Here is a 19,435-nt window from a genome sequence, read left to right as displayed (position 1 = left end):
GGTCGCCCGATGGGGCGACCATGGCGCGCGTTCACGCCTGGCGAAGTGCAGCCACCCGCTGCGCCAGCTTCTTCGCCGAAATGCCGGTGCGTGCCCCCAGCTCCTGCGCGAACAACGACACCCGCAGCTCTTCCAGATCCCAACGCAGCGCCTGCCATTGCGGGCGATCACGCAGGCCCTGCTGCTCGCCCGCTTCCAGCGCCTCCAGGAACGGGTGCAATTCCAGCATGCGCGCCTGGTCACGCGGCGGATCACGCTTGGCACGCTCGGTGCGCAGGATCATCGCCTTCAGGTAGCGCGGATACTGCGCCAGCGCGTCGGCCGGCGTGTCGCGCAGGAAGCCGGGGTGGATCAGCCCGGCCAGCTGCGCTTCCATGTCGTCCAGGTTGCCACGCGCCCAGCCCATCAACGGCGCCTCCAGCAACGGCTTCAGTTCCGCCACCAGCGCCAGGATGGACTCGGCCAGTTTCAGCCGCGACATCGCCTCGCCGAACAGGGCCTTGGCCGCATGCTCGCGGCGTTGCTCGAAGGCTGCCGCATCGCGGATGTCTTCCAGGCCTTCGGCCAGCACCGCGTTCATCGCCGCATCCACCAGGTCTCCACGCAGGCGTTCCTGCGATTCGATCGCGGCATACAGCAGGCCGGTCTTGGCACCCACCGGCAGCTGCTTGCGCGCCTGCTTGACCTTCTCGGCCAGGGCAATCTCCAGCAGCCGGCGCACACCCAGCGGGTGGGCCTCCTGCGCCTGCTGGCGATCGGCGAAGATGCGCAGCGCCACGCTGTCGCCCTCGTCCAGCAGCGCCGGATAGGCCGGAACGCCGGCTTCACCGGGCACCTGCAGCGGAATCGGCGCGGCCGGGAACGTGCGCAGGCCATCGGCCGCCATCTCGCGCCCCGCCCGTGCAGCGAAGGCATCGCCGGCACGGCCGCCGAATTTCGCGCGCAACGCATCCAGATCCCGCGAGGTCGCCAGCACCTTGCCGTGCTCGTCGCGCAGGCGCAGGTTCATGTGCAGGTGCGGTTCGATCGAAGCGGGTTCGAAATCGAGCGCCGTCACCGTCGCGCCGGTGGCACGTGACAAAAAGCGCGCCAGTTCGCCAGTGATGGCATCGGCGCTGGGCTGCGGGAATGCCTCGAAGAACGCACGACCGAAGTCCGGTGCCGGCACGTAGTTGCGGCGCATCGCCTTGGGCAGGCTGCGGATGAGTGCCGAAGCCTTGTCGGCGACGAAGCCAGGCGCCAGCCAGCCCAGCTGCACCGGGTCCAGCGCGTTGAGCAGGTGCAGCGGCACGTCCAGGGTCACGCCGTCATCATCGGCACCCGGCTCGAAGCGGTAGTGCAGTGGCAGGCGCGCCTGGCCCAGTGGCAGGTACTTCGGGTAGCGCTCCTGTTCGCTGCCCTCACCCGGCAACAGGTCGACCAGTGACCAGTGCAGGGTCTTGCGCTGTTCCGGCGCCAGCCCCTTCCACCAGGTATCCAGCCCTGCGGCCGAATGGATCTGCGGCGGCACCCGGTCTAGGTACCAGCGCGCCTGCCAGTCCTCGTCGGCCACGATGCCGGCGCGGCGCAGCTTCGCTTCCTCCTCGCGGGCGACCTCCAGCACTTTCTGGTTGTCGGCCACGAAGCTGGCGCGGGTGTTGATCTCGCCGGTCACCAGCGCCTGGCGCACGAAGATGTCGTGCGCCTCGCCCGGTGCGATGCGGCCGTAGTGCACCGGCTTCTTCGGTGCCAGCACCAGGCCGAACAGGCTGATCTGCTCGGAGGCCAGCACCTGGCCCTGCGCGCGCGACCAGTGCGGGTCGAAGTGCTTGCGCAGCAGCAGGTGCGGCAGTTCGGCGATGACCCAGTCCGGCTCGATCGCGGCCAGGGTCATGCCCCAGACCTTCTGCGTGTCCAGCAGGTTGGCCACCAGCAACCACGGCGGCGGGCGCTTGGACAGCGCCGAACCGGGGAACGGCAGGAAACGGCGCTGCCGTGGCGCCTGGAAATCGCCCTTCTCGGTGCGGTGCCCGATCTGCGTCGGCAGGCCCGCCACCAACGCCCGGTGCAGGGTCTGGTAGGCAGCCGCGCGCACGCGTTCGCTGAAGCCGCCGCCCGCCGGTGCCTGCTCCTTCTGTGCACGTACGGCCACCGGCGTCGGCGCCGCTTCGGCCTTGCCTTCGCGGGCCAGGCGTGCAGCGCGGTGCAGCTGGCCACGGGTGGCCTTCACTGCGGCGGCATCATCACGCGCTGCCGCCGGCGCACTGCTGCCGGCCAGCAACGGCGCCATCGACGCCTCGCTGGCCTCTTCCTTCCAGCCCAGTTCCTCGCACAGCAGCCGCAGCTGGCGGTGCAGCTCGCGCCACTCGCGCATGCGCAGGAAGCCGAGGAAATGACGGCCGCACCAGTCGCGCAGCTTGGACTGGGTCAGGTCTTCATGGGCCTGCCGGTAGGCATCCCACAGGCGCAGCACGCCAACGAACTCGGAACGACCATCGGCGAACTGCGCATGCGCGCTGTCGGCGGCACCGCGTGCTTCGGGCGGACGTTCGCGCGGGTCCTGGATGCCCAGGAACGAGGCGATCACCAGCATCGGCCGCAGGCAGCCGGCGGCCTGCGCGGCGACCAGCATGCGCGCCAGCTTCACGTCCACCGGCAGGCGTGCCATCTGCTTGCCGATGGTGGTCATGCGCCGCTCGGCGTCGATCGCACCCAGTTCGGTCAGCTGCTGCCAGCCATCGGCCACCGCACGCTCGTCCGGCGCTTCCAGGAACGGAAACTCCTCGATGCGGCCCAGGCCCAGCTGCAGCATGCGCAGGATCACCCCGGCCAGGCTGGAGCGGCGGATTTCCGGATCGGTGAACTCCGGCCGCGCCTGGAAATCGGCTTCGGCGTACAGGCGGTAACAGATGCCCTCGGCGATACGGCCGCAGCGGCCCTTGCGCTGGTTGGCGCTGGCCTGCGAGATCGGCTCGATGTGCAGGCGGTCCAGCTTGTTGCGCGGACTGTAGCGCTTGACGCGGGCAAAGCCCGGATCGACCACGTAGCGGATGCGCGGCACCGTCAGCGAGGTCTCCGCGACGTTGGTGGCCAGCACGATGCGCCGGTTCGGCCCGGGATTGAACACCCGGTCCTGGTCCTGGTTGGACAGCCGCGCATAGAGCGGCAGCACCTCGGTGTTGCGGTACTTGCGGCGCTCCAGCGACTGGTGCGCATCGCGGATCTCGCGTTCGCCCGGCAGGAAGATCAGCACGTCGCCGCGCGCATCCAGGCGGGTGATCTCGTCGATGGCCGACACGATGGCGTCGTTGACGGTGCGTTCGCCCTGGTCTTCGCCCTCGCCTTCCAGCGCGCGATAGCGCACTTCCACCGGGTAGGTGCGGCCTTCGACGCTGATCACCGGCGCATTGTCGAAATGCTGGGCGAAGCGTTCGGTATCGATGGTGGCCGAGGTGACGATCAGTTTCAGGTCCGGGCGCTTGCGCAGCAGCTGCTTCAGGTAGCCCAGCAGGAAATCGATGTTGAGGCTGCGTTCGTGCGCCTCGTCGACGATGATCGTGTCGTAGTTCGACAACCAGCGGTCACTGGCGATCTCCGCCAGCAGGATGCCGTCGGTCATGAACTTGATGCGGCTGTCGTCGCTGACCTTGTCGTTGAAGCGCACCTGGTAGCCGACCAGCTGGCCCAGTTCGCTCTGCAGTTCCTGCGCCACGCGGCTTGCCACCGCACGTGCGGCAATCCGTCGCGGCTGGGTGCAACCGATCATGCCGGCCTGGCCACGGCCTGCGGCCAGGCACAGTTTCGGCAGCTGGGTGGTCTTGCCCGAGCCGGTTTCACCAGCGATCACCACCACCTGATGGTCGCGGATCAGCCCGATGATGGCGTCGGCTTCACGCGCAATCGGCAGCTGCGGGTCCAGAGTAATGGACGGCTGCTGCTGCGCCCGGACCTGCCGGCGCTGCACCGACGCCTGCAAGGCCTGCTCGAAGGTAGCGGCCAACGCCGCATCCTGTGGCTTGGCCTGGCAACGCGAGAGCATCCCCAGCAAACGGCCCCGGTCGCGGCTCATGGCGCCGTCGATGGCGGCGCGCTGTTGGCGCAGGCGGGACGATGGATTTTTATCGATAGAGTTCATCAATCGGTTCGTTCAAAACTTTGATAGCGACCAGTCATCACGACCGGTTTATTGTGAAGGCCAACGATTCCACAAGGAGGAACCCCATGGCGAAGACCAAGAGCACGACCAAGGCCAAGACCGGCAAGCAGAAGCTTGCAGCGGCGGCACCGTCGGCGCCGAACATCGATATCGGGATCACCCAGGGCGACCGCAAGAAGATCGCCGACGGTCTGTCGCGCTTCCAGGCCGATGCGTTCACGCTCTACCTGAAGACGCACAACTTCCACTGGAACGTGACCGGGTCGATGTTCAACTCGCTGCACACCATGTTCGAGACGCAGTACACCGAGCAGTGGGCGGCACTGGACGACGTGGCCGAGCGCATCCGCGCGCTGGGCTTCAATGCCCCGGGCTCCTACCGGGAATTCGCTGCGCTGACCTCGATCGCCGAGGAACCGGGCCTGACCGACAGCGCGGACTGGCGTGAAATGGTACGCCAGTTGGTGGTCGCCAACGAAGCAGTCTGCCGTACGGCACGTGAAGTGCTGGAGGTGGCGGCCAAGGGAGACGACGCCCCGACCGAGGATCTGATGACCCAGCGGCTGCAGACCCACGAGAAGTACGCCTGGATGCTGCGCTCGCTGCTGCAGTAAGAGTTGGGGGGCCCGGCAGGGCTGCGCCCTGCACCCGCAGAGGCCTTAAAGCCAAGGCCAGAGCCAGAGCAAAAGCTGGCCTCCTGTGGGTAGGCGGGATGGGTCCGGTGGCAGGGGACGCCGTAAACCCGTCCTTGGGGGCTTGGCCGCGGCATCCATGCCGCGGACACCCCTGCCACCGGACCCACCCCGCCTTCGGCAGTTCTCCGCGATCTGCCGGCAAAGCCATTGGGGTCAGATCCGTTTTCCCCAGGAAAACGGATCTGACCCCATTTTGTTTGTCGAGTTCTGACAGTTTTCATCCACGCATGGCGTGGATTGATCTGGCCCCCCGTCACCGGGAAACTGTCGGGGGTGGGGCGGTGTGGGCTTCCAGGACCGTTGGCGCCATGGATGGCGCCATCGAGCCCCCAAGGACGGGTTTACGGCGTGTCCTGCAAGCCCACACCGCCCCGCCCAATAAGCAGACAGCCCAGAGCCGGCTGTTGCCTTTGACGTTGCACTGGCTTGCAGCAGGTGCAGGGCGCAGCCCTGCCGAACCCCTACCCCTCCCTCCGGGGTAAACTAACCGGATGGCTTCCCGTCCCGCGCACGACCTGCTCCAACGCGTCTTTGGTTACGACGATTTCCGTGGTCCGCAGCAGGACATCGTGGAGCATGTGGCTGCCGGTCACGATGCCCTGGTGCTGATGCCCACCGGCGGCGGCAAATCGCTGTGCTACCAGGTCCCGGCCCTGCTGCGTGACGGTTGCGGCATCGTCATCTCGCCGCTGATCGCGCTGATGCAGGACCAGGTCGAAGCCCTGCGCCAGCTCGGCGTGCGCGCCGAGTACCTGAATTCCACCCTGGATGCCGAGACTGCCGGCCGCGTCGAGCGCGAACTGCTCGCCGGTGAGCTGGACATGCTCTATGTCGCTCCCGAGCGGCTGCTGACCGGTCGCTTCCTGTCGCTGCTGTCGCGCAGCCAGATCGCCCTGTTCGCCATCGACGAAGCACACTGCGTGTCGCAGTGGGGCCACGACTTCCGCCCGGAATACCGCCAGCTGACCGTGCTGCACGAGCGCTGGCCGCAGATCCCGAGGATCGCGCTGACCGCCACCGCCGATCCGCCAACCCAGCGCGAGATCGCCGAGCGCCTGGATCTGCAGGAAGCACGCCACTTCGTCAGCTCCTTCGACCGCCCCAACATCCGCTACACCGTGGTGCAGAAGGACAACGCCCGCAAGCAGCTGACCGACTTCCTGCGCAGCCACCGTGGCGAGGCCGGCATCGTCTACTGCATGTCGCGGCGCAAGGTCGAGGAGACCGCTGAATTCCTCTGCGGCCAGGGCTTCAACGCCCTGCCCTACCACGCCGGCCTGCCGCCGGACGTGCGCGCGAACAACCAGCGCCGCTTCCTGCGCGAGGACGGCATCGTGATGTGCGCCACCATCGCCTTCGGCATGGGCATCGACAAGCCGGACGTGCGCTTTGTCGCGCATACCGACCTGCCCAAGTCGATGGAAGGCTACTACCAGGAAACCGGCCGCGCCGGTCGCGATGGCGAGGCCGCCGAGGCCTGGCTGTGCTACGGCCTGGGCGACGTGGTGCTGCTCAAGCAGATGATCGAGCAGTCCGAGGCCGGCGAAGAGCGCAAGCAGCTGGAGCGGGCCAAGCTCGACCATCTGCTGGGCTACTGCGAATCCATGCAGTGCCGCCGCCAGGTGCTGCTGGCCGGTTTCGGCGAGACCTACCCCCAGCCCTGCGGCAACTGCGACAACTGCCTGACACCGCCGGCCTCGTGGGACGCGACCATTCCGGCACAGAAGGCGCTGAGCTGCGTCTACCGCAGCGGCCAGCGCTTCGGCGTCGGCCACCTGATCGACATCCTGCGTGGCAGCGAGAACGAGAAGGTGAAGCAGCAGGGCCACGACAAGCTCAGCACCTATGCGATCGGTCGCGATCTGGATGCGCGCACCTGGCGCAGCGTGTTCCGCCAACTGGTCGCCGCCAGCCTGCTGGAAGTGGACAGCGAGGGCCACGGCGGCCTGCGCCTGACCGACGCCAGCCGCGACGTACTGACCGGCCGCCGACAGATCAGCATGCGCCGCGACCCGGCCAGCAGCACCAGCGGGCGCGAGCGCAGTGCGCAGCGTACCGGGCTGTCGGTACTGCCGCAGGATCTGGCGCTGTTCAACGCCCTGCGCGGCCTGCGTGCCGAACTGGCCCGCGAACAGAACGTGCCGGCGTTCGTGATCTTCCACGACAGCACCCTGCGCAACATCGCCGAACAGCGCCCGACCAGCCTGGATGCACTGGCACGGGTCGGCGGCATCGGCGGCACCAAGCTGAGCCGTTACGGCCCGCGCCTGGTCGAGATCGTGCGCGAAGAGGGCTGACGGTATCGCGTTGCCGCGCTGCGCGGCCGCCGGGCATGGTCCCAACGGCGCGCGGGCGCCCCGGTAGAGCCGAGCCCACGCTCGGCTGCCCCTGCGCGAACAGCAGCCGAGCGCGGGCCCGGCTCCACCTTGGTGCAGCTCCAACCTTGAACCGGCCATTCAGCCGGAAGTGCATCCGCGCCCGCTTGCGGCTAGATTAGCGCCATGTCCCTGGCCTCGACCCTGCTTCGTGTCGTGCTCATGCTCAGCCTGTTGCTCAACGGGCTGAACGCGGCCATGGCCAGCGGTCATGAAGAAATGGGGCGGATGGCACACGCCGTCGCGGCCGCCGCAGCTGGCGGTGACGCCGACTGCCACCACGCCGGCATGCAGGCCGACCCGGCCCCGCAGGCCAAGGCCCCCGCCCACGACGCCCACTGCCAGATCAAGGACTGCGTGCGCAGCTGTGCCCAGCACCCGTTGCTGGTGGTGCAGCCGTTGCCGTTCATGGCCGGCCCGGCGTTGTCGCTGGCACCACAGCCGATGCCGGCCACCGGCCGTCCGGCGCCGCCGCTGCCGCCGATCTCACGCCCTCCCATCGGCTGATTCCACATGCACCGTGCGCCCTGCGCACCGTAGCCGGCCACCTGCCGGCGTCTTTACGTGTCTGGAGTCACCACCATGAATACCCGCATTCCCCCCGGTCCGGGCGCCGTGCCCATGCCGTCGCGCCGCCTGTTCGTGCAGGGCCTGGCCGCCGGCGGCGTGGTTGCCGGCATCGCCGCCGTCGGCGTACCACAGCGCGCGCTCGCCGCCGCCACGGCCACCCCGCGCCTGGCCGGCGCCCCAGCCGTGCTCAGCGACACCCGCATCGAACTGGCCATCGGCGAATCACTGGCCAACTTCACCGGCCGCACCCGCCCGGCGATCACCGTCAATGGATCGCTGCCGGCGCCGATCCTGCGCTGGCGCGAAGGCCAGACCGTGGACCTGTTCGTGCGCAACACGCTGGAACGCCACCCGACCTCGATCCACTGGCACGGCATCCTGCTGCCGGCCAACATGGACGGCGTGCCCGGCCTGAGCTTCAACGGCATCGGCCCCGGCGAGACCTACCACTACCACTTCCAGCTGAAGCAGTCGGGTACCTACTGGTACCACAGCCACTCGATGTTCCAGGAGCAGGCCGGCCTGTACGGCGCGCTGATCATCGATCCGGCCGAACCGGCGCCGTACCGGCACGACCGCGAGCACGTGATCATGCTGTCCGACTGGACCGACATGGATCCGGGTGCGCTGTTCCGGCGCATGAAGAAGCTCGCCGAGCATGACAACTACTACAAGCGCACCCTGCCCGACTTCCTGCGTGACGTGAAGCGCGGGGGCTGGTCAGCCGCGCTGTCCGACCGTGGCATGTGGGGGCGGATGCGGATGACGCCGACCGACATCTCCGACATCAACGCCCACACCTACACCTACCTGATGAACGGCACCGCCCCGGCCGGCAACTGGACCGGGCTGTTCCGCAGCGGCGAGAAGGTGCTGCTGCGTTTCATCAATGGCGCCTCGATGACCTACTTCGACGTGCGCATCCCCGGTTTGAAGATGACCGTGGTCGCCGCCGATGGCCAGTACATCCATCCGGTCAGCATCGATGAGTTCCGCATCGCTCCCGCCGAAACCTACGATGTGCTGGTCGAGCCCACCGGCCAGGACGCGTTTACCATCTTCTGCCAGGACATGGGCCGCACCGGCTTCGCCGCCGGCACGCTGGCGGTACGCCATGGCCTGCAGGCGCCGATCCCTGCACGCGACCCGCGCCCGTTGCTGACCATGAGCGACATGGGGCATGACATGGGCGGTGGCGGTCATGGCGGGCACGACATGACCGCGATGAAGGGCATGGAAGGCGGCTGCGGCGCCAGCATGGGCCACGGTGCGCATGGCGGCGGTGATGCCGCCAGCAAGGCGCCAAAGCACCCGCCCAGCGAGCGCAACAACCCGCTGGTGGACATGCAGAGCTCGGCGACCGAACCGAAGCTGGACGACCCCGGCATCGGCCTGCGCGACAACGGCCGCCAGGTGCTGACCTATGGCGCGATGCGCAGCCTGTTCGAGGACCCCGATGGCCGCGAGCCCAGCCGTGAGATCGAACTGCACCTGACCGGGCACATGGAGAAATTCTCCTGGTCGTTCGATGGCATTCCGTTCGCCAGCGCCGAACCGCTGCGGCTGAACTACGGCGAGCGCATGCGCATCGTGCTGGTCAACGACACCATGATGCAGCACCCGATCCACCTGCATGGCGTGTGGAGCGATCTGGAGAACGCGCAGGAGGAATTCCAGGTGCGCAAGCACACCATCGACATGCCGCCCGGCACCCGCCGCAGCTACCGCGTGCGCGCCGATGCGCTCGGCCGCTGGGCCTACCACTGCCATCTGCTGTACCACATGGAAGCGGGCATGATGCGCGAAGTGAGGATCGAAGAATGAGCCGCTCACTGCTTTCCCCCAGCCTGCTGGCCCTGGGCCTGGCCGCCGCATTGCCGGTGTTCGCGCAGTCGCACGCCGGGCATGACATGGCCGCGATGGATCCGCCCGCAAAGACCGCCAACGCGCCGGTCGAACAGGCCGATCATTCGAAGATGGACCATTCGAAGATGGATTCGGGCGCCACAGATCATGCCGGCATGGATCACTCGAAGATGGACCATGGCGCGATGCAACCGGCGGCGATGGACCATTCGCAGATGGACCACGGGGCAATGGGCCATGCCACGCCCGCGCCCACCGAACCGCGCGACCCCATCCCGGTGCCGTCCGATGCCGATCGTGCCGCTGCATTCCCACCGATCGCGCACGGCGCGATGGAGCATGCGCCGGAGATCAACAGCCTGCTGCTGATCGACCGCCTCGAACATTGGGACGGCAAGAGCAGCAATGGCCAGGCCTGGGAGGCCACCGGCTGGATCGGTGGCAACATCAACCGCCTGTGGCTGCGCACCGATGGCGAACGCAGCCGCGGCCGCACCGAGTCATCGTCGCTGGAAGCACTGTATGGCCGCAGCGTGTCGCCGTGGTGGGACGTGCTGGTCGGCGTGCGCCAGGACTTCCGCCCGGCCGACTCGCGCACGTGGGCGGCCATCGGCATCCAGGGGCTGGCACCGTACAAGTTCGAGAGCTCGGCCACGCTGTATATGGGTTCCGGCGGCCAGGTGCTGGCCAAGGCCGAGGTCGAGTACGACGTGCTGCTGACCAACCGCCTGATCCTGCAGCCGCTGCTGGAAGCCACCGTCGCTGCCAGGGATGAACCGGAGTACGGCATTGGTCGCGGACTGAACAAGGTCGAAGCCGGGCTGCGCCTGCGCTATGAGTTCAGCCGCCGTTTTGCGCCATACATCGGCATCAGCCACGAGCGCACGTTTGGCGACACCGCCGACTACGCCGGTGACCACGCGCGCGACACACGCTGGGTGGCCGGCGTGCGCATGTGGTTCTGAGCAGCGGCTCGTGCGCAATGGCCAGCCCCGGCAGCCGCCGGGGCCGGCTACACTGCGCCACGCTCCATTGCAGGCACCACCATGTCGTTGCAGATCCGCCGCGCCACCCTTGCCGATGTCGATGCCCTGTCGGCGATCGCCATCACCACCTACACCGAAACCTGGGGCGACTCGTACCCCGCGCAGGAGCTGCATGATTTCCTGCAGGCGCACTACAGCAGCGAACCGCAGCGCACTGAACTGTCCGACCCACGCAGTGCCATCTGGCTGCTGATGGACGGCGACGCCGTGGTCGGCTACCTGGCCGCCGGTGCCAACACCCTGCCGCATGCCGATGCACGCGAGGGCGACATCGAACTGAAGCGGTTCTACATCCTGGCCGCACACCAGAACGGCGGCCATGGTGCACGCCTGATGGACGCGTTCATGGCCTGGCTGGACCAGCCGCGGCGCCGCACCCTGTGGGTGGGCGTATGGGAAGAAAACTTCGGCGCGCAGCGCTTCTACGCGCGCTATGGCTGCAGCAAGGTCGGCGAATACGACTTCATCGTCGGTGATACCCACGACCGCGAGTTCATCCTGCGGCGGCCATGATCATGCAGCCCATGTAGCGTCGAGCCATGCTTGGCCAGGGTCTGCAATATCCAGTCGAGCATGGCTCGACGCTACAAACTAGAAATCGAACAGTTCCGACAGGAAGCTGTCCTTCTTCTTTTTCTTGTAGCCCTGGCCCCGGTTGTCCTCGTAGCGCTGGCCGAGGTGGCGGGTATCACGGTGCATCACCGGTGGCGGCGAGGCCGGCTGAGCCAGCACGGGCGCTGGCGGCGGTACGGCCGCACCGGCGCCTGCGCGCTCGATGATCTTGTCCAGCTCACCACGATCCAGCCACACGCCGCGGCAACTTGGGCAGTAATCGATCTCGATGCCGTGGCGTTCGGCCATCTGCAGCGTCTGGGTCTTGCACACGGGGCACAGCATCGGTATTGCTCCTGTCGGTCTGGTTTCGACTGTACCTGCACCGCGATGACTGTGCGGCAACGCGTGACCGATGGCACAGGGACTTCCGGCGCGTGCCCACATGCGTACCGCGCGGCACACTGCGCCCTTGTCCCGCAGGGAATGCGTACATGACCGTGTTGTCCCGCCTGCCCACCACCGCGCGCCTGTTGCTGGTGCTGCTGGGTGTCGGCCTTGGCCTGAACCTGCGGGATATCGCCGCGGCCATCGGCACACCGGTTCCCGCACTGCCCATCCCCTATGGCGGCAGCCTGTTGGACAACGCGCTGGCGGTACTGGTGGCACTGCTGCTGGCCGCGCTGCTGCGGCCCCGTGACATGGGCCTGATGGCCAGCTTGGGACTGCGCGGAAACGGCTGGGGCGGCCCGTTGTGGGTGCTGCTGGCCAGCCTGCCCTGCTGGCTGGGACTGGCGCTGCTCGGAACTCCGAACACGGCGCTGACTGCGCTGGATGCCACGATGCTGGCCGCGCTGTTCCCGCTGGCCGAGGAAGTGCTGTTCCGTGGCCTCGGCTTCGTGCTGCTGGTGAAGATCGTGCGCGGTCCGTGGCCGTTGCTCGCGCTGCCGCAGGCACTGCTGTTCGGCATGGTGCACTGGCTCGGCTTCGGCGGGTTCGACGGCGGCGGCATCGCACTGTTCATTGGCGCGGTGATCGCGCTGGGCGGCTTCATCTTCGCCTGGCTCGACCACCTCGACGACGACACCCTGTGGTGCGGCCTGGTCCTGCATGTTTCGATGAACCTTGCCTGGAATGTGTTCAGCCTCGATGACGCCATCGCATTGGGTTGGCAGGCCACCTGCCTGCGCATCGGCACCGCCCTGCTCGCGGTGGCGGTGCTGGCCTGGCACGTGCGGTTCAGGCGCCAGAGAGGGCTGTAACGCCCGCTTAGCTTGCCGTGCACGTCGGGATCACTACCGGCTTGCGCATACTTGCGCGCCTTTTCACCGTTGCTGTCCGGAGTTGTCGCGTCATGTTGCTGTCCAAGCGCCACGTTGAACCCCGCGTCCTGCTCATCGAGGACGCCGAGGAAACCCGCGAGCTGAGCCGACTGGCGCTGGAAAGCCAGGCCTGCCACGTAGTGGGCGTGAGCTCTGCCGAAGCGGCGCTGGGCCTGCTGGCGGCCGGTGAGCGTTTCGACCTGCTGTTCACCGACGTCAATCTGGGTGCGATCAGTGGCATTGAAGCCGCCAACCGGGTCCGCAGCCTGTATCCCCAGCTGCCGATCCTGGTGACGTCGGGCATGGACCAGCACCAAGTGCTGCCGCAGCTCCGCGACGGCATCCATTTCCTGCCCAAACCCTACAACATGAGCGAGCTGCTCGACGCGATCCGGCTGTGCTTCCGGCACGCCGATGTGGGCGTATTGACCGGGCCGGACGCACAGGCGGCCTGAGGCACTCATCAACCGCTGCTGTACGGCCCGGTACCCGGGAACACCTTCAGCAGCGCGCGGGTGATCATGTCCGGGTAGACGGTGAAATGGTCCTCGCCGTCGATCACCATGTTCTCCACCTTCAATGATCGCCCGCTGCTGCGCAGCTGCTCGGCGAACTCGGCGTTGTGGCGCAGCATGTCGTTGCGGGTGAAATAGCGCGGCTCCGGCTTGACCGTTTCGAAGCTGCCGATCGACAGCACCACCGTGGTCGGCTGCGCAGGCGCCTTGGCTTCGGCCAGCATGCGCGGCACCCGATGGTTGTCGAACCACAGCGACGGGCTGGACAGGATGTAGCTGCGGAACATGTCCGGGCGCGTGGTCAGCACGTAGGCGCCGAACAGGCCGCCATAGGAATGACCGGCATAGGCTCGCCGCGCCGGATCGGTGCGGTAGCGCGCATCGATCAGCGGCAGTACGCGCTCGGCGAGGAAGTCGCGGTAATGCGCGGCGCCGCCGTAGCTGACGTCGTCGCTGTAGTCACGCGGATCGGTGCGCGCCGGATCGCTCGGCGTGTAATCCCGCGAGCGGCTCTGCCTGGAGGTCAGGCCTTCCTGCGGCGGCAGCCCGACCAGGATGAAATCCTCGATGTTGACGCCCTTCTGCCCGACCAGGTTGCGCACGCTGCGCACCAGCGGGAAGCTGTACAGCGCATCGGTCACGTACAGCACCGGATAGTGCTTTTCCGGATGTGCGGCGTAGTCGGCCGGCAACGCCACCCAGATCGGGTAATCGCGTCCCACCGGGTCGTGCACGCGCAGCGCCTCGGTATCCGGCAGCACCACGCCCTGCGCGGCGGTGGCCGCGCTTTCCTTCGCTTCATCCGGAGTTGCCGGTGGCGCCACCGACATCGCACAGCCCCCCATGGCCAGGCAGGCCGCCACACTCCATCCACGCACACGCTGCATCCACACTCTCCCGTTGCGGGCGACGCACCCGGGTGGCGTCGCTACCGCATCCTCACACGTCGCGCGGCGCCGCGCCACGCGCGGTCAGGGCGAGGCCGGCGGCGGCGCCGGGAACAGTGTGCGCAGCGCCTGCAATGCGGCCGGGTGGTAGACGGTCGCGTGGGTTTCCTCCGGCAGCGGCAGGTACTTCACCAGCGGCGACGGCGAGGCCTGCTGCAGCAGCGCGGCCAGTCGTGCCGTGGAGGCGGCCAGTTCCGGTTGCCCGCTGCTGGCCAGGAACACGTGCGGCTGTGCACGCGTCACCGCCGGCAGTTGCCGGGATGCTCCGGCCAGCATCGCACCACGGTTCCACCACAGGCTGGGGTCCAGCGCGATATAGCTGTTGAACAGCGTCGGCTCCTGCAGCAGCGTCTCGACCACGAACAGGCCAGCCAGCGACTCACCGATCAGCGCACGCTCGTCTGTGGTCGGGTAGCGCTGGCGTACCTGCGGCATCAGTTCATCGCGCAGGAAGCTGCGGTAGGCCGCCGAGCCACCGATGCGTGGCGCGATCTTCTGGTCCTGCGGGTCGCTGCTGGGGCCGGTCATGTCGCGGCGGCGCTCGGTATTCTCGATGCCGACCAGCAGGAACGGACGCATGCTGCCATTGCCGGTCAGCACCTGCACCAGCCCTGCCACATGCAGGAAATCCTCGCCGATGCCGCCATCGGCCATGTACAGCACCGGCAGCGGCGCCTTCGGATCCAGGCCCCAGGGCTGCGGACGATAGACATTGATGCGGCGGGTCTCGCCCAGTGCCTTCGACTGCACGGTGAAGGTCTCGCCGATCACCAGTGGTGCGGCCGCAGCGGTCGATGCCGGCGGTGCTGCCGGCACGGTGGGAACAGCTGCGAGGCCCGGCCCTGCGGCGGCCAGCAGGATCAGAGCGGAGAGAGCGACGACGCGCATGCGAACTTCCATTTTCGAGAGGACGGCCAGCATAACTGCGCCAGCACCCTCAACGGCGATCCAGTTCGATCACGGCCTGGCAGGCACGGAGCTGGTCGTCGGCATCGCGTCCGATTCGAACAAGCGCTGCCGCAACCTCTGCTCGTAACTGGGCGCCCGCATCACGTTCGCCGGTGCGGGCGGCGGCTTCGGACAGACGGCCGGTATGGCACGCGGCGAGGTCGTCGCGCAGGCGGAGAGTGCCAGCGCGCAGGGCAGCCACCACATCGGCATCCACCTCGGCCGCGCGCTCACGATCCTGTTCATGTTGTTCCCCCAGTGAGGCCATCGCCTCGCTCCGTTCTTCCTGATCCCGGCGCAACCGCCGTTCGGACTGCACCGCGCCGGCCTGTTGCTCCACATCGGCACGCGCCATCGCGAGGTCGCTGCGATCACCGCGCCAACGCCAGCCAGTCATGAACATCAGCAACGACCACAGCAGCAGCGACGCCATCACCACCAGCATGCGCGGCATGGGTCACTGCTCCGCCAGGCAACGCGCATGGCGCTGCTGCTGGCGCTCCCACACTCCCCAGCACACGGTGTTGGGGCGGCCGTCGATGCGGGTTGAACAGTCGTAGCCCCCTGCCCGCCTCCACAGCAGCAAGGCATCGCAGGCCTGGTGATACTCACCCTGCAGCAGATGCCGGCGCATCGACGACGCGCGCCAGTTGCCGATGCCGTACTGGTAGAGGAAATCGACATAGACGTCGTACTCGCCCTGGCTGAGCGCCACACCGGGCAGCGACGCGCGGAACTGCCCTTCCTCCCTGGCCAGATGAGCCTGCACGGCATGCAGCGCGCGTACCGGCGTGGTGCGGTCGCCCAGCCTCACCGGCGTGCCATCCTCGCGAACGGTCGAGCCGAAGCCATAGGTGGGCCGGTCATTGCGCGTGGGCACCACTGCGGCGTCGGTGTATCCCTCGCGGTCAACAATGGCGATCAGGCCCGCAGCACTCAGCGCAAGCGCGGCGACCAGGCTGCGTACCGGCAATGTACTGCCGGGCCGGCTCATTCGCGCTCCCTGCGGCGCCATTCGCGCAGCCAGCGCCAGCCCAGATAGGCAATCTGCGCCGCCAGGTAGATGATGGTGAGGACCACGACCAGGCGGTCCAGGGTGATGCCGGCTGCAAGCGCACCGGCGACGGTAACCGGCGGCGCCGACTTGATGGCCGCCGCGCCGGCCGTGCTGATGATTTCTTCTTTCATGATGGGTCCTGGAGGGAATGCAGGCCGCGTCGCATCGACGTGGCCCGAAGAGGTGCCCGCCCCGCTGCCGGCTCGGCACGAGGGTTGTTCCGGTCGGGAGGCGGGCGGAAGATCGGTTCCGCCGCTCATGCGGCCTGGGCGATGCCCTCCATCCAGCCACGTACGCGCTGGAAGCCAAGTTCGACCAGGTTGAGGTAATGCCGGTTGGATACCGGCCGCTGCCCGCTGTTGGCCAGCAGCAGATTCGCCGTTTCGAATCGTTCGACCTTGCGTCGGCCACGCCCGCAGTAGTAGCCGCGCAGCGCACAGGCCATCGCCACGTTGTCACGCGCGACCGCCGTGATGATGTCTTCGATCTGCTGCGCCAGCTGATCGGTTTCCAGAGGCTTGTAGCCCTGGGCCCGCCCCGGCATGTCACCACGATGCTCGATCAGCACCGCCAGCAGATTGCGCGACTGGAAGCCGAGGTATTCGCAGTCGCGATGCAGCGCATATTCGCCGCCCCAGTGCTCCAGGCGGCTGCGGACATACTCACCGAACGTATCAAGCTGCATGGGTGGCTTCTCCTTTGACGGGCGACGGGGCCGGATCGAACACATCCGGGCGCAGGGATTCGCGGCGCACGGCGCCCGCAGTGGCCAGCTCGATGCGCCGGCACAGGCGCGCGCCGGGCAGCTTGTGGCCGCGGGCGATCATGTAGAGGGTCCGCAGCGCGCAGCCGGTCTGGTGGGCCAGGCGGCGCATGACGGGACAGCTGGGGGTGCCGTAGCCCCCTTGGGAGATGGCGTAGTCGATGAGGTTCATGGGCCACACATTACTGTCACGGTAATGGATAGTCAATACCGTTTTGGTCATTTGCTGGATTGGTAATGCAGCGCACCATCTACAGATGGACGCCAGTACCGCTCGCACCCTCAACATGCGCCTCCGCGTGGCCGCCGCCGGCGGCCCGGCCGAGTGGGCCCGCCTGTACGGTGGCACCCGCTGGGCCCAGCCCCAGGTCAGCCAGTGGATTTCCGAGAGCAACCCGAAGAGCATCGGCCATCGGCTTGCGCGCGATCTTGAATCAGTGATGCAGCTTCCACATGGAACGCTGGATCGCGTCGATCAGGACGGAGACGTGTCGCTTCAGTCTCAATCTACGGGACTGGATTTCGAGAAAATGAGCGCTGCGGTCAAGGTGCTTTCGCACTACCTGGAGCTGGTCGGCGATCCACCGGAATGGATCTACGATCCCGTGCTGCTGGAGACCGCATTCATGGTCGTGGACGAGTTCGGTCAGCCCTCTGCACCGGACAATGTGCTCGACCTGACGAAGCTTCTGGCAAGACGGATCAGGGAGGCAAAGGATGACTCACACGCGACTCGAGGAGCTCGCACAGCGGTTGGCCGCTAGGACGCAGGAACTGCGCGGCGAGCGCACCCCGGCGCCGGCATTGCGGGTGGTGGCGGGAGACGCACATGTGGTCCGCGGGGAGAGGCGCATGGACGCGATCATGCGCGAGTGGCATTGCCGCATGATCCGCAACGTACGCCGACGCTGGGGCGAACCCATGCAGCATGTGATCGATCAGGCATGTTGCGGTGTGGTCAACATCGAGCAGCTCGCCGACGACGCACTGATCCAGTTGCACAAGGACATGGAGCGCGCGGAGGAGTGTATCCGCGAGGGCATTTCCTTCCACGACGCCGGGCTGTTGCGCGCGCATTACGGCTGACAGCGTCCCTGGCCGGCCGGAAACGGCCGGTTCTGATGAGATCAATTACCTGAAATTACCTTTATTGTTACCTTAAAGGTAATTTTTTTAAGGTGAGCGACGTGGAGGCAGCAGCGACGGAAGCGGGTGCGCGGAGCGCCGCCTCCCCACACCCGCTGCCAGCGGGCGCCGGGGAGTCGATAGCACCTGCAACACCGCATCGTTGCAGCGGCGCTTCCCCATTGCGGAAGTGCTTTGAAGGAAGCAACAAAAAAGGCGCCCCTTGGGCGCCTTCTTGATCGTCAATGCAATGGTGGGCCGTGAAGGATTCGAACCTTCGACCAAAAGATTAAAAGTCTTCTGCTCTACCGACTGAGCTAACGGCCCGATGCATCGCCCGGCCTTTCGGCGGGGTCCGCATTCTACCCTACTTTGCCGGGTCGCGCGAAGTACAGGGGTGTTGCGTGTCCCGGTCAGCGGCCGGCACTACCCAGTCGGGTCAGCCCGCTTAAACCTTCCGGGCCTTCCACGCATCCCATCCATGTTCACCACCCGGAGCCACGGATGCGCCTCACCTGCTGTCTGATCGCCATCCTGCTGCTGCCCTGCACAGCAGTGGCCTCGACGTCCCAGGTCGTCACTGGCGACATCGCCCGCTTCTGGGCCACCTATGACGCGGTGCGCGCCGAACCTGATGCCGAACGCCGCGTGGTGCTGGTCCAGCAACGCTACATCGATCCCGGCAGCCCCGGACTGCATGCACTGATGCAGGTCCGCAACTACACGGCCCGCGAATACGCCGAGGCCATGCAGTCATGGCCACGCTTCTGGACTTCGGTACGGCCGTTGACTGCGAACGCGCAGCAGGCCAGCGCCACGCTGGACCGGGACCTGGACGCGTTCCGCGCGCTCTACCCTGCACTGCGTCCGGCCACCATCACCTACGCGATGGGCGTGCTGCGTACCGGCGGCACCACGTTGGGCGACAAGGTGTTGATCGGGGCGGAGATGGCGCTGGGCGATGAGCGCGTGGACGTAAGCGAGCTGCCCGAGCCGATGCGCGGCCGCCTGCGGATCTTCTACGACAGCCTCCCCGGTGCGAACAACGCGCAGAACAACCTGCACGAGTACGTGCATACCCAGCAGCGCGAGACCACTGGCAGCCTGGCCCAGTACGCAGTACGCGAAGGCGTGGCCGAATACGTGGCAGAGCGCATCAGCGGTCGCCGTCCGGCACTGCCGCTGTACGCCTATGGGCCCGCGCACGAGGCACAAATCCGCACGCGCTTCCTTGCCGAGATGCACGGTGACAGCCTGGACAACTGGCTGTACAACAGCGCGCGCAATCCGTTCGGGGTGAGTGATTTGGGCTACTACGCCGGATACCGCATCGCGCAGGAGTACATGCGCCAACAGACCGACGAGGGGGCCGCCATCGCGCGGATGATCGAACTGGACTACGCCGATCCGGACGCGGTGCGCGGCTTCATCGAGGCATCGGGATGGTTGCAGGCCCGGTAGGTCAAGGAGTGCGAACCAACGGTTCGCACCCACCGAGAGGGGGGCGGGCGCACCCACC

The 19,435-nt window shown here is 67.2% G+C and carries 20 protein-coding genes and 1 tRNA gene; 11 read left to right on the top strand and 10 right to left on the bottom strand.

The features are described 5' to 3' along the window. Positions 1-31: 31 nt before the first annotated feature. Positions 32-4,114 (bottom strand): ATP-dependent RNA helicase HrpA, encoded by a 4,083-nt coding sequence (hrpA, locus tag AC5P53_RS04590; protein ID WP_049440316.1) that lies wholly within the window; start codon positions 4,112-4,114, stop codon positions 32-34. An 86-nt stretch (positions 4,115-4,200) separates the two neighbouring features. Here hrpA and AC5P53_RS04585 point away from each other — a divergent pair, with 86 nt between their 5' ends. The 6 genes from AC5P53_RS04585 to AC5P53_RS04560 all read left to right on the top strand — a co-directional run bounded on the left by AC5P53_RS04585 (position 4,201) and on the right by AC5P53_RS04560 (position 11,200). After that, a complete protein-coding gene (locus tag AC5P53_RS04585; protein ID WP_005410730.1) occupies positions 4,201-4,749 on the top strand; it encodes a Dps family protein in 549 nt (182 codons plus the stop codon). A 572-nt stretch (positions 4,750-5,321) separates the two neighbouring features. Beyond that, a complete protein-coding gene (gene recQ, locus AC5P53_RS04580; protein WP_032958973.1) occupies positions 5,322-7,127 on the top strand; it encodes a DNA helicase RecQ in 1,806 nt (601 codons plus the stop codon). A gap of 204 nt (positions 7,128-7,331) precedes the next feature. Further along, positions 7,332-7,712, top strand: coding sequence for a CopL family metal-binding regulatory protein (locus AC5P53_RS04575; RefSeq protein WP_014648107.1), 381 nt, complete (start codon positions 7,332-7,334; stop codon positions 7,710-7,712). Positions 7,713-7,787: 75 nt separating this feature from the next. Continuing rightward, positions 7,788-9,599 carry a copper resistance system multicopper oxidase gene (locus tag AC5P53_RS04570; protein WP_046432074.1) on the top strand — a complete coding sequence of 604 codons (1,812 nt, stop codon included), beginning with the start codon at positions 7,788-7,790 and terminating at the stop codon, positions 9,597-9,599. Continuing rightward, a complete protein-coding gene (locus AC5P53_RS04565; protein ID WP_111206106.1) occupies positions 9,596-10,606 on the top strand; it encodes a copper resistance protein B in 1,011 nt (336 codons plus the stop codon). The genes AC5P53_RS04570 and AC5P53_RS04565 overlap by 4 nt, the downstream gene beginning before the upstream one ends. Positions 10,607-10,687: 81 nt before the next feature. After that, on the top strand, positions 10,688-11,200 hold the full coding sequence (locus AC5P53_RS04560) for a GNAT family N-acetyltransferase (protein ID WP_111206107.1): 513 nt from the start codon (positions 10,688-10,690) through the stop codon (positions 11,198-11,200). 78 nt (positions 11,201-11,278) lie between these two features. Here AC5P53_RS04560 and AC5P53_RS04555 read toward each other — a convergent pair whose 3' ends face one another. Further along, on the bottom strand, positions 11,279-11,584 hold the full coding sequence (locus tag AC5P53_RS04555) for a TFIIB-type zinc ribbon-containing protein (protein WP_046432080.1): 306 nt from the start codon (positions 11,582-11,584) through the stop codon (positions 11,279-11,281). A gap of 149 nt (positions 11,585-11,733) precedes the next feature. Here AC5P53_RS04555 and AC5P53_RS04550 point away from each other — a divergent pair, with 149 nt between their 5' ends. Together AC5P53_RS04550 and AC5P53_RS04545 are read left to right on the top strand one after the other, a co-directional pair. Continuing rightward, on the top strand, positions 11,734-12,501 hold the full coding sequence (locus AC5P53_RS04550; RefSeq protein WP_241887043.1) for a CPBP family glutamic-type intramembrane protease: 768 nt from the start codon (positions 11,734-11,736) through the stop codon (positions 12,499-12,501). A 92-nt stretch (positions 12,502-12,593) separates the two neighbouring features. Then, positions 12,594-13,016 (top strand): response regulator, encoded by a 423-nt coding sequence (locus AC5P53_RS04545; RefSeq protein ID WP_014648113.1) that lies wholly within the window; start codon positions 12,594-12,596, stop codon positions 13,014-13,016. Between the two features lie 8 nt (positions 13,017-13,024). Here the strand turns inward: AC5P53_RS04545 and AC5P53_RS04540 are convergent, their stop codons facing one another. The 7 genes from AC5P53_RS04540 to AC5P53_RS04510 form a co-directional block, all read right to left on the bottom strand. Continuing rightward, positions 13,025-13,963: an alpha/beta hydrolase gene (locus AC5P53_RS04540; RefSeq protein ID WP_046432083.1), complete on the bottom strand. Its 939-nt coding sequence runs from the start codon at positions 13,961-13,963 to the stop codon at positions 13,025-13,027. Positions 13,964-14,047: 84 nt separating this feature from the next. Then, positions 14,048-14,911 carry an alpha/beta hydrolase gene (locus tag AC5P53_RS04535; RefSeq protein ID WP_100450488.1) on the bottom strand — a complete coding sequence of 288 codons (864 nt, stop codon included), beginning with the start codon at positions 14,909-14,911 and terminating at the stop codon, positions 14,048-14,050. Positions 14,912-14,960: 49 nt separating this feature from the next. Beyond that, positions 14,961-15,425, bottom strand: a complete 465-nt coding sequence (locus AC5P53_RS04530; RefSeq protein ID WP_014648116.1) for a lysis system spanin subunit — start codon at positions 15,423-15,425, stop codon at positions 14,961-14,963. 3 nt (positions 15,426-15,428) lie between these two features. Further along, positions 15,429-15,965, bottom strand: coding sequence for a glycoside hydrolase family protein (locus AC5P53_RS04525; protein ID WP_014648117.1), 537 nt, complete (start codon positions 15,963-15,965; stop codon positions 15,429-15,431). After that, positions 15,962-16,159, bottom strand: coding sequence for a hypothetical protein (locus tag AC5P53_RS04520; protein WP_014038210.1), 198 nt, complete (start codon positions 16,157-16,159; stop codon positions 15,962-15,964). The genes AC5P53_RS04525 and AC5P53_RS04520 overlap by 4 nt, the downstream gene beginning before the upstream one ends. Positions 16,160-16,284: 125 nt before the next feature. Further along, positions 16,285-16,713: a hypothetical protein gene (locus AC5P53_RS04515; RefSeq protein ID WP_014038211.1), complete on the bottom strand. Its 429-nt coding sequence runs from the start codon at positions 16,711-16,713 to the stop codon at positions 16,285-16,287. Further along, positions 16,703-16,963: a helix-turn-helix domain-containing protein gene (locus AC5P53_RS04510; protein WP_014648118.1), complete on the bottom strand. Its 261-nt coding sequence runs from the start codon at positions 16,961-16,963 to the stop codon at positions 16,703-16,705. The genes AC5P53_RS04515 and AC5P53_RS04510 overlap by 11 nt, the downstream gene beginning before the upstream one ends. An 85-nt stretch (positions 16,964-17,048) precedes the next feature. Here AC5P53_RS04510 and AC5P53_RS04505 point away from each other — a divergent pair, with 85 nt between their 5' ends. Together AC5P53_RS04505 and AC5P53_RS04500 are read left to right on the top strand one after the other, a co-directional pair. Continuing rightward, on the top strand, positions 17,049-17,555 hold the full coding sequence (locus AC5P53_RS04505; RefSeq protein ID WP_041863715.1) for a hypothetical protein: 507 nt from the start codon (positions 17,049-17,051) through the stop codon (positions 17,553-17,555). Beyond that, positions 17,509-17,877 carry a hypothetical protein gene (locus AC5P53_RS04500; protein ID WP_014038214.1) on the top strand — a complete coding sequence of 123 codons (369 nt, stop codon included), beginning with the start codon at positions 17,509-17,511 and terminating at the stop codon, positions 17,875-17,877. The genes AC5P53_RS04505 and AC5P53_RS04500 overlap by 47 nt, the downstream gene beginning before the upstream one ends. A gap of 290 nt (positions 17,878-18,167) precedes the next feature. Here the strand turns inward: AC5P53_RS04500 and AC5P53_RS04495 are convergent. Next, a tRNA-Lys gene (locus AC5P53_RS04495) sits at positions 18,168-18,243 on the bottom strand. Between the two features lie 177 nt (positions 18,244-18,420). On the opposite strand from AC5P53_RS04495, the gene AC5P53_RS04490 reads away from it, so the two are divergent. Further along, positions 18,421-19,377, top strand: a complete 957-nt coding sequence (locus AC5P53_RS04490) for a DUF2268 domain-containing putative Zn-dependent protease (RefSeq protein ID WP_241887044.1) — start codon at positions 18,421-18,423, stop codon at positions 19,375-19,377. The last annotated feature ends 58 nt before the right edge of the window (positions 19,378-19,435 follow it).

The organism is Stenotrophomonas sp. YJH_SMC_82 (genome assembly GCF_059368875.1).
The sequence above is the reverse complement of the archived record's forward strand: the minus strand, read 5'-3'. Positions and strand labels throughout refer to the sequence as shown.

Coding starts and splice junctions, on each gene's coding strand:
- AC5P53_RS04550 (WP_241887043.1), top strand. CDS start 11,734: ATGACCGTGTTGTCCCGCCTGCCCACCACCGCGCGCCTGTTGCTGGTG.
- AC5P53_RS04575 (WP_014648107.1), top strand. CDS start 7,332: ATGTCCCTGGCCTCGACCCTGCTTCGTGTCGTGCTCATGCTCAGCCTG.
- AC5P53_RS04515 (WP_014038211.1), bottom strand. CDS start 16,713: ATGCAGCTTGATACGTTCGGTGAGTATGTCCGCAGCCGCCTGGAGCAC.
- AC5P53_RS04520 (WP_014038210.1), bottom strand. CDS start 16,159: ATGAAAGAAGAAATCATCAGCACGGCCGGCGCGGCGGCCATCAAGTCG.
- AC5P53_RS04500 (WP_014038214.1), top strand. CDS start 17,509: ATGACTCACACGCGACTCGAGGAGCTCGCACAGCGGTTGGCCGCTAGG.
- AC5P53_RS04545 (WP_014648113.1), top strand. CDS start 12,594: ATGTTGCTGTCCAAGCGCCACGTTGAACCCCGCGTCCTGCTCATCGAG.
- AC5P53_RS04525 (WP_014648117.1), bottom strand. CDS start 15,965: ATGAGCCGGCCCGGCAGTACATTGCCGGTACGCAGCCTGGTCGCCGCG.
- AC5P53_RS04570 (WP_046432074.1), top strand. CDS start 7,788: ATGAATACCCGCATTCCCCCCGGTCCGGGCGCCGTGCCCATGCCGTCG.
- AC5P53_RS04555 (WP_046432080.1), bottom strand. CDS start 11,584: ATGCTGTGCCCCGTGTGCAAGACCCAGACGCTGCAGATGGCCGAACGC.
- AC5P53_RS04530 (WP_014648116.1), bottom strand. CDS start 15,425: ATGCCGCGCATGCTGGTGGTGATGGCGTCGCTGCTGCTGTGGTCGTTG.
- AC5P53_RS04510 (WP_014648118.1), bottom strand. CDS start 16,963: ATGAACCTCATCGACTACGCCATCTCCCAAGGGGGCTACGGCACCCCC.
- AC5P53_RS04535 (WP_100450488.1), bottom strand. CDS start 14,911: ATGCGCGTCGTCGCTCTCTCCGCTCTGATCCTGCTGGCCGCCGCAGGG.
- hrpA (WP_049440316.1), bottom strand. CDS start 4,114: ATGAACTCTATCGATAAAAATCCATCGTCCCGCCTGCGCCAACAGCGC.
- AC5P53_RS04505 (WP_041863715.1), top strand. CDS start 17,049: ATGGACGCCAGTACCGCTCGCACCCTCAACATGCGCCTCCGCGTGGCC.
- AC5P53_RS04565 (WP_111206106.1), top strand. CDS start 9,596: ATGAGCCGCTCACTGCTTTCCCCCAGCCTGCTGGCCCTGGGCCTGGCC.
- AC5P53_RS04540 (WP_046432083.1), bottom strand. CDS start 13,963: ATGCAGCGTGTGCGTGGATGGAGTGTGGCGGCCTGCCTGGCCATGGGG.
- AC5P53_RS04560 (WP_111206107.1), top strand. CDS start 10,688: ATGTCGTTGCAGATCCGCCGCGCCACCCTTGCCGATGTCGATGCCCTG.
- recQ (WP_032958973.1), top strand. CDS start 5,322: ATGGCTTCCCGTCCCGCGCACGACCTGCTCCAACGCGTCTTTGGTTAC.
- AC5P53_RS04490 (WP_241887044.1), top strand. CDS start 18,421: ATGCGCCTCACCTGCTGTCTGATCGCCATCCTGCTGCTGCCCTGCACA.
- AC5P53_RS04585 (WP_005410730.1), top strand. CDS start 4,201: ATGGCGAAGACCAAGAGCACGACCAAGGCCAAGACCGGCAAGCAGAAG.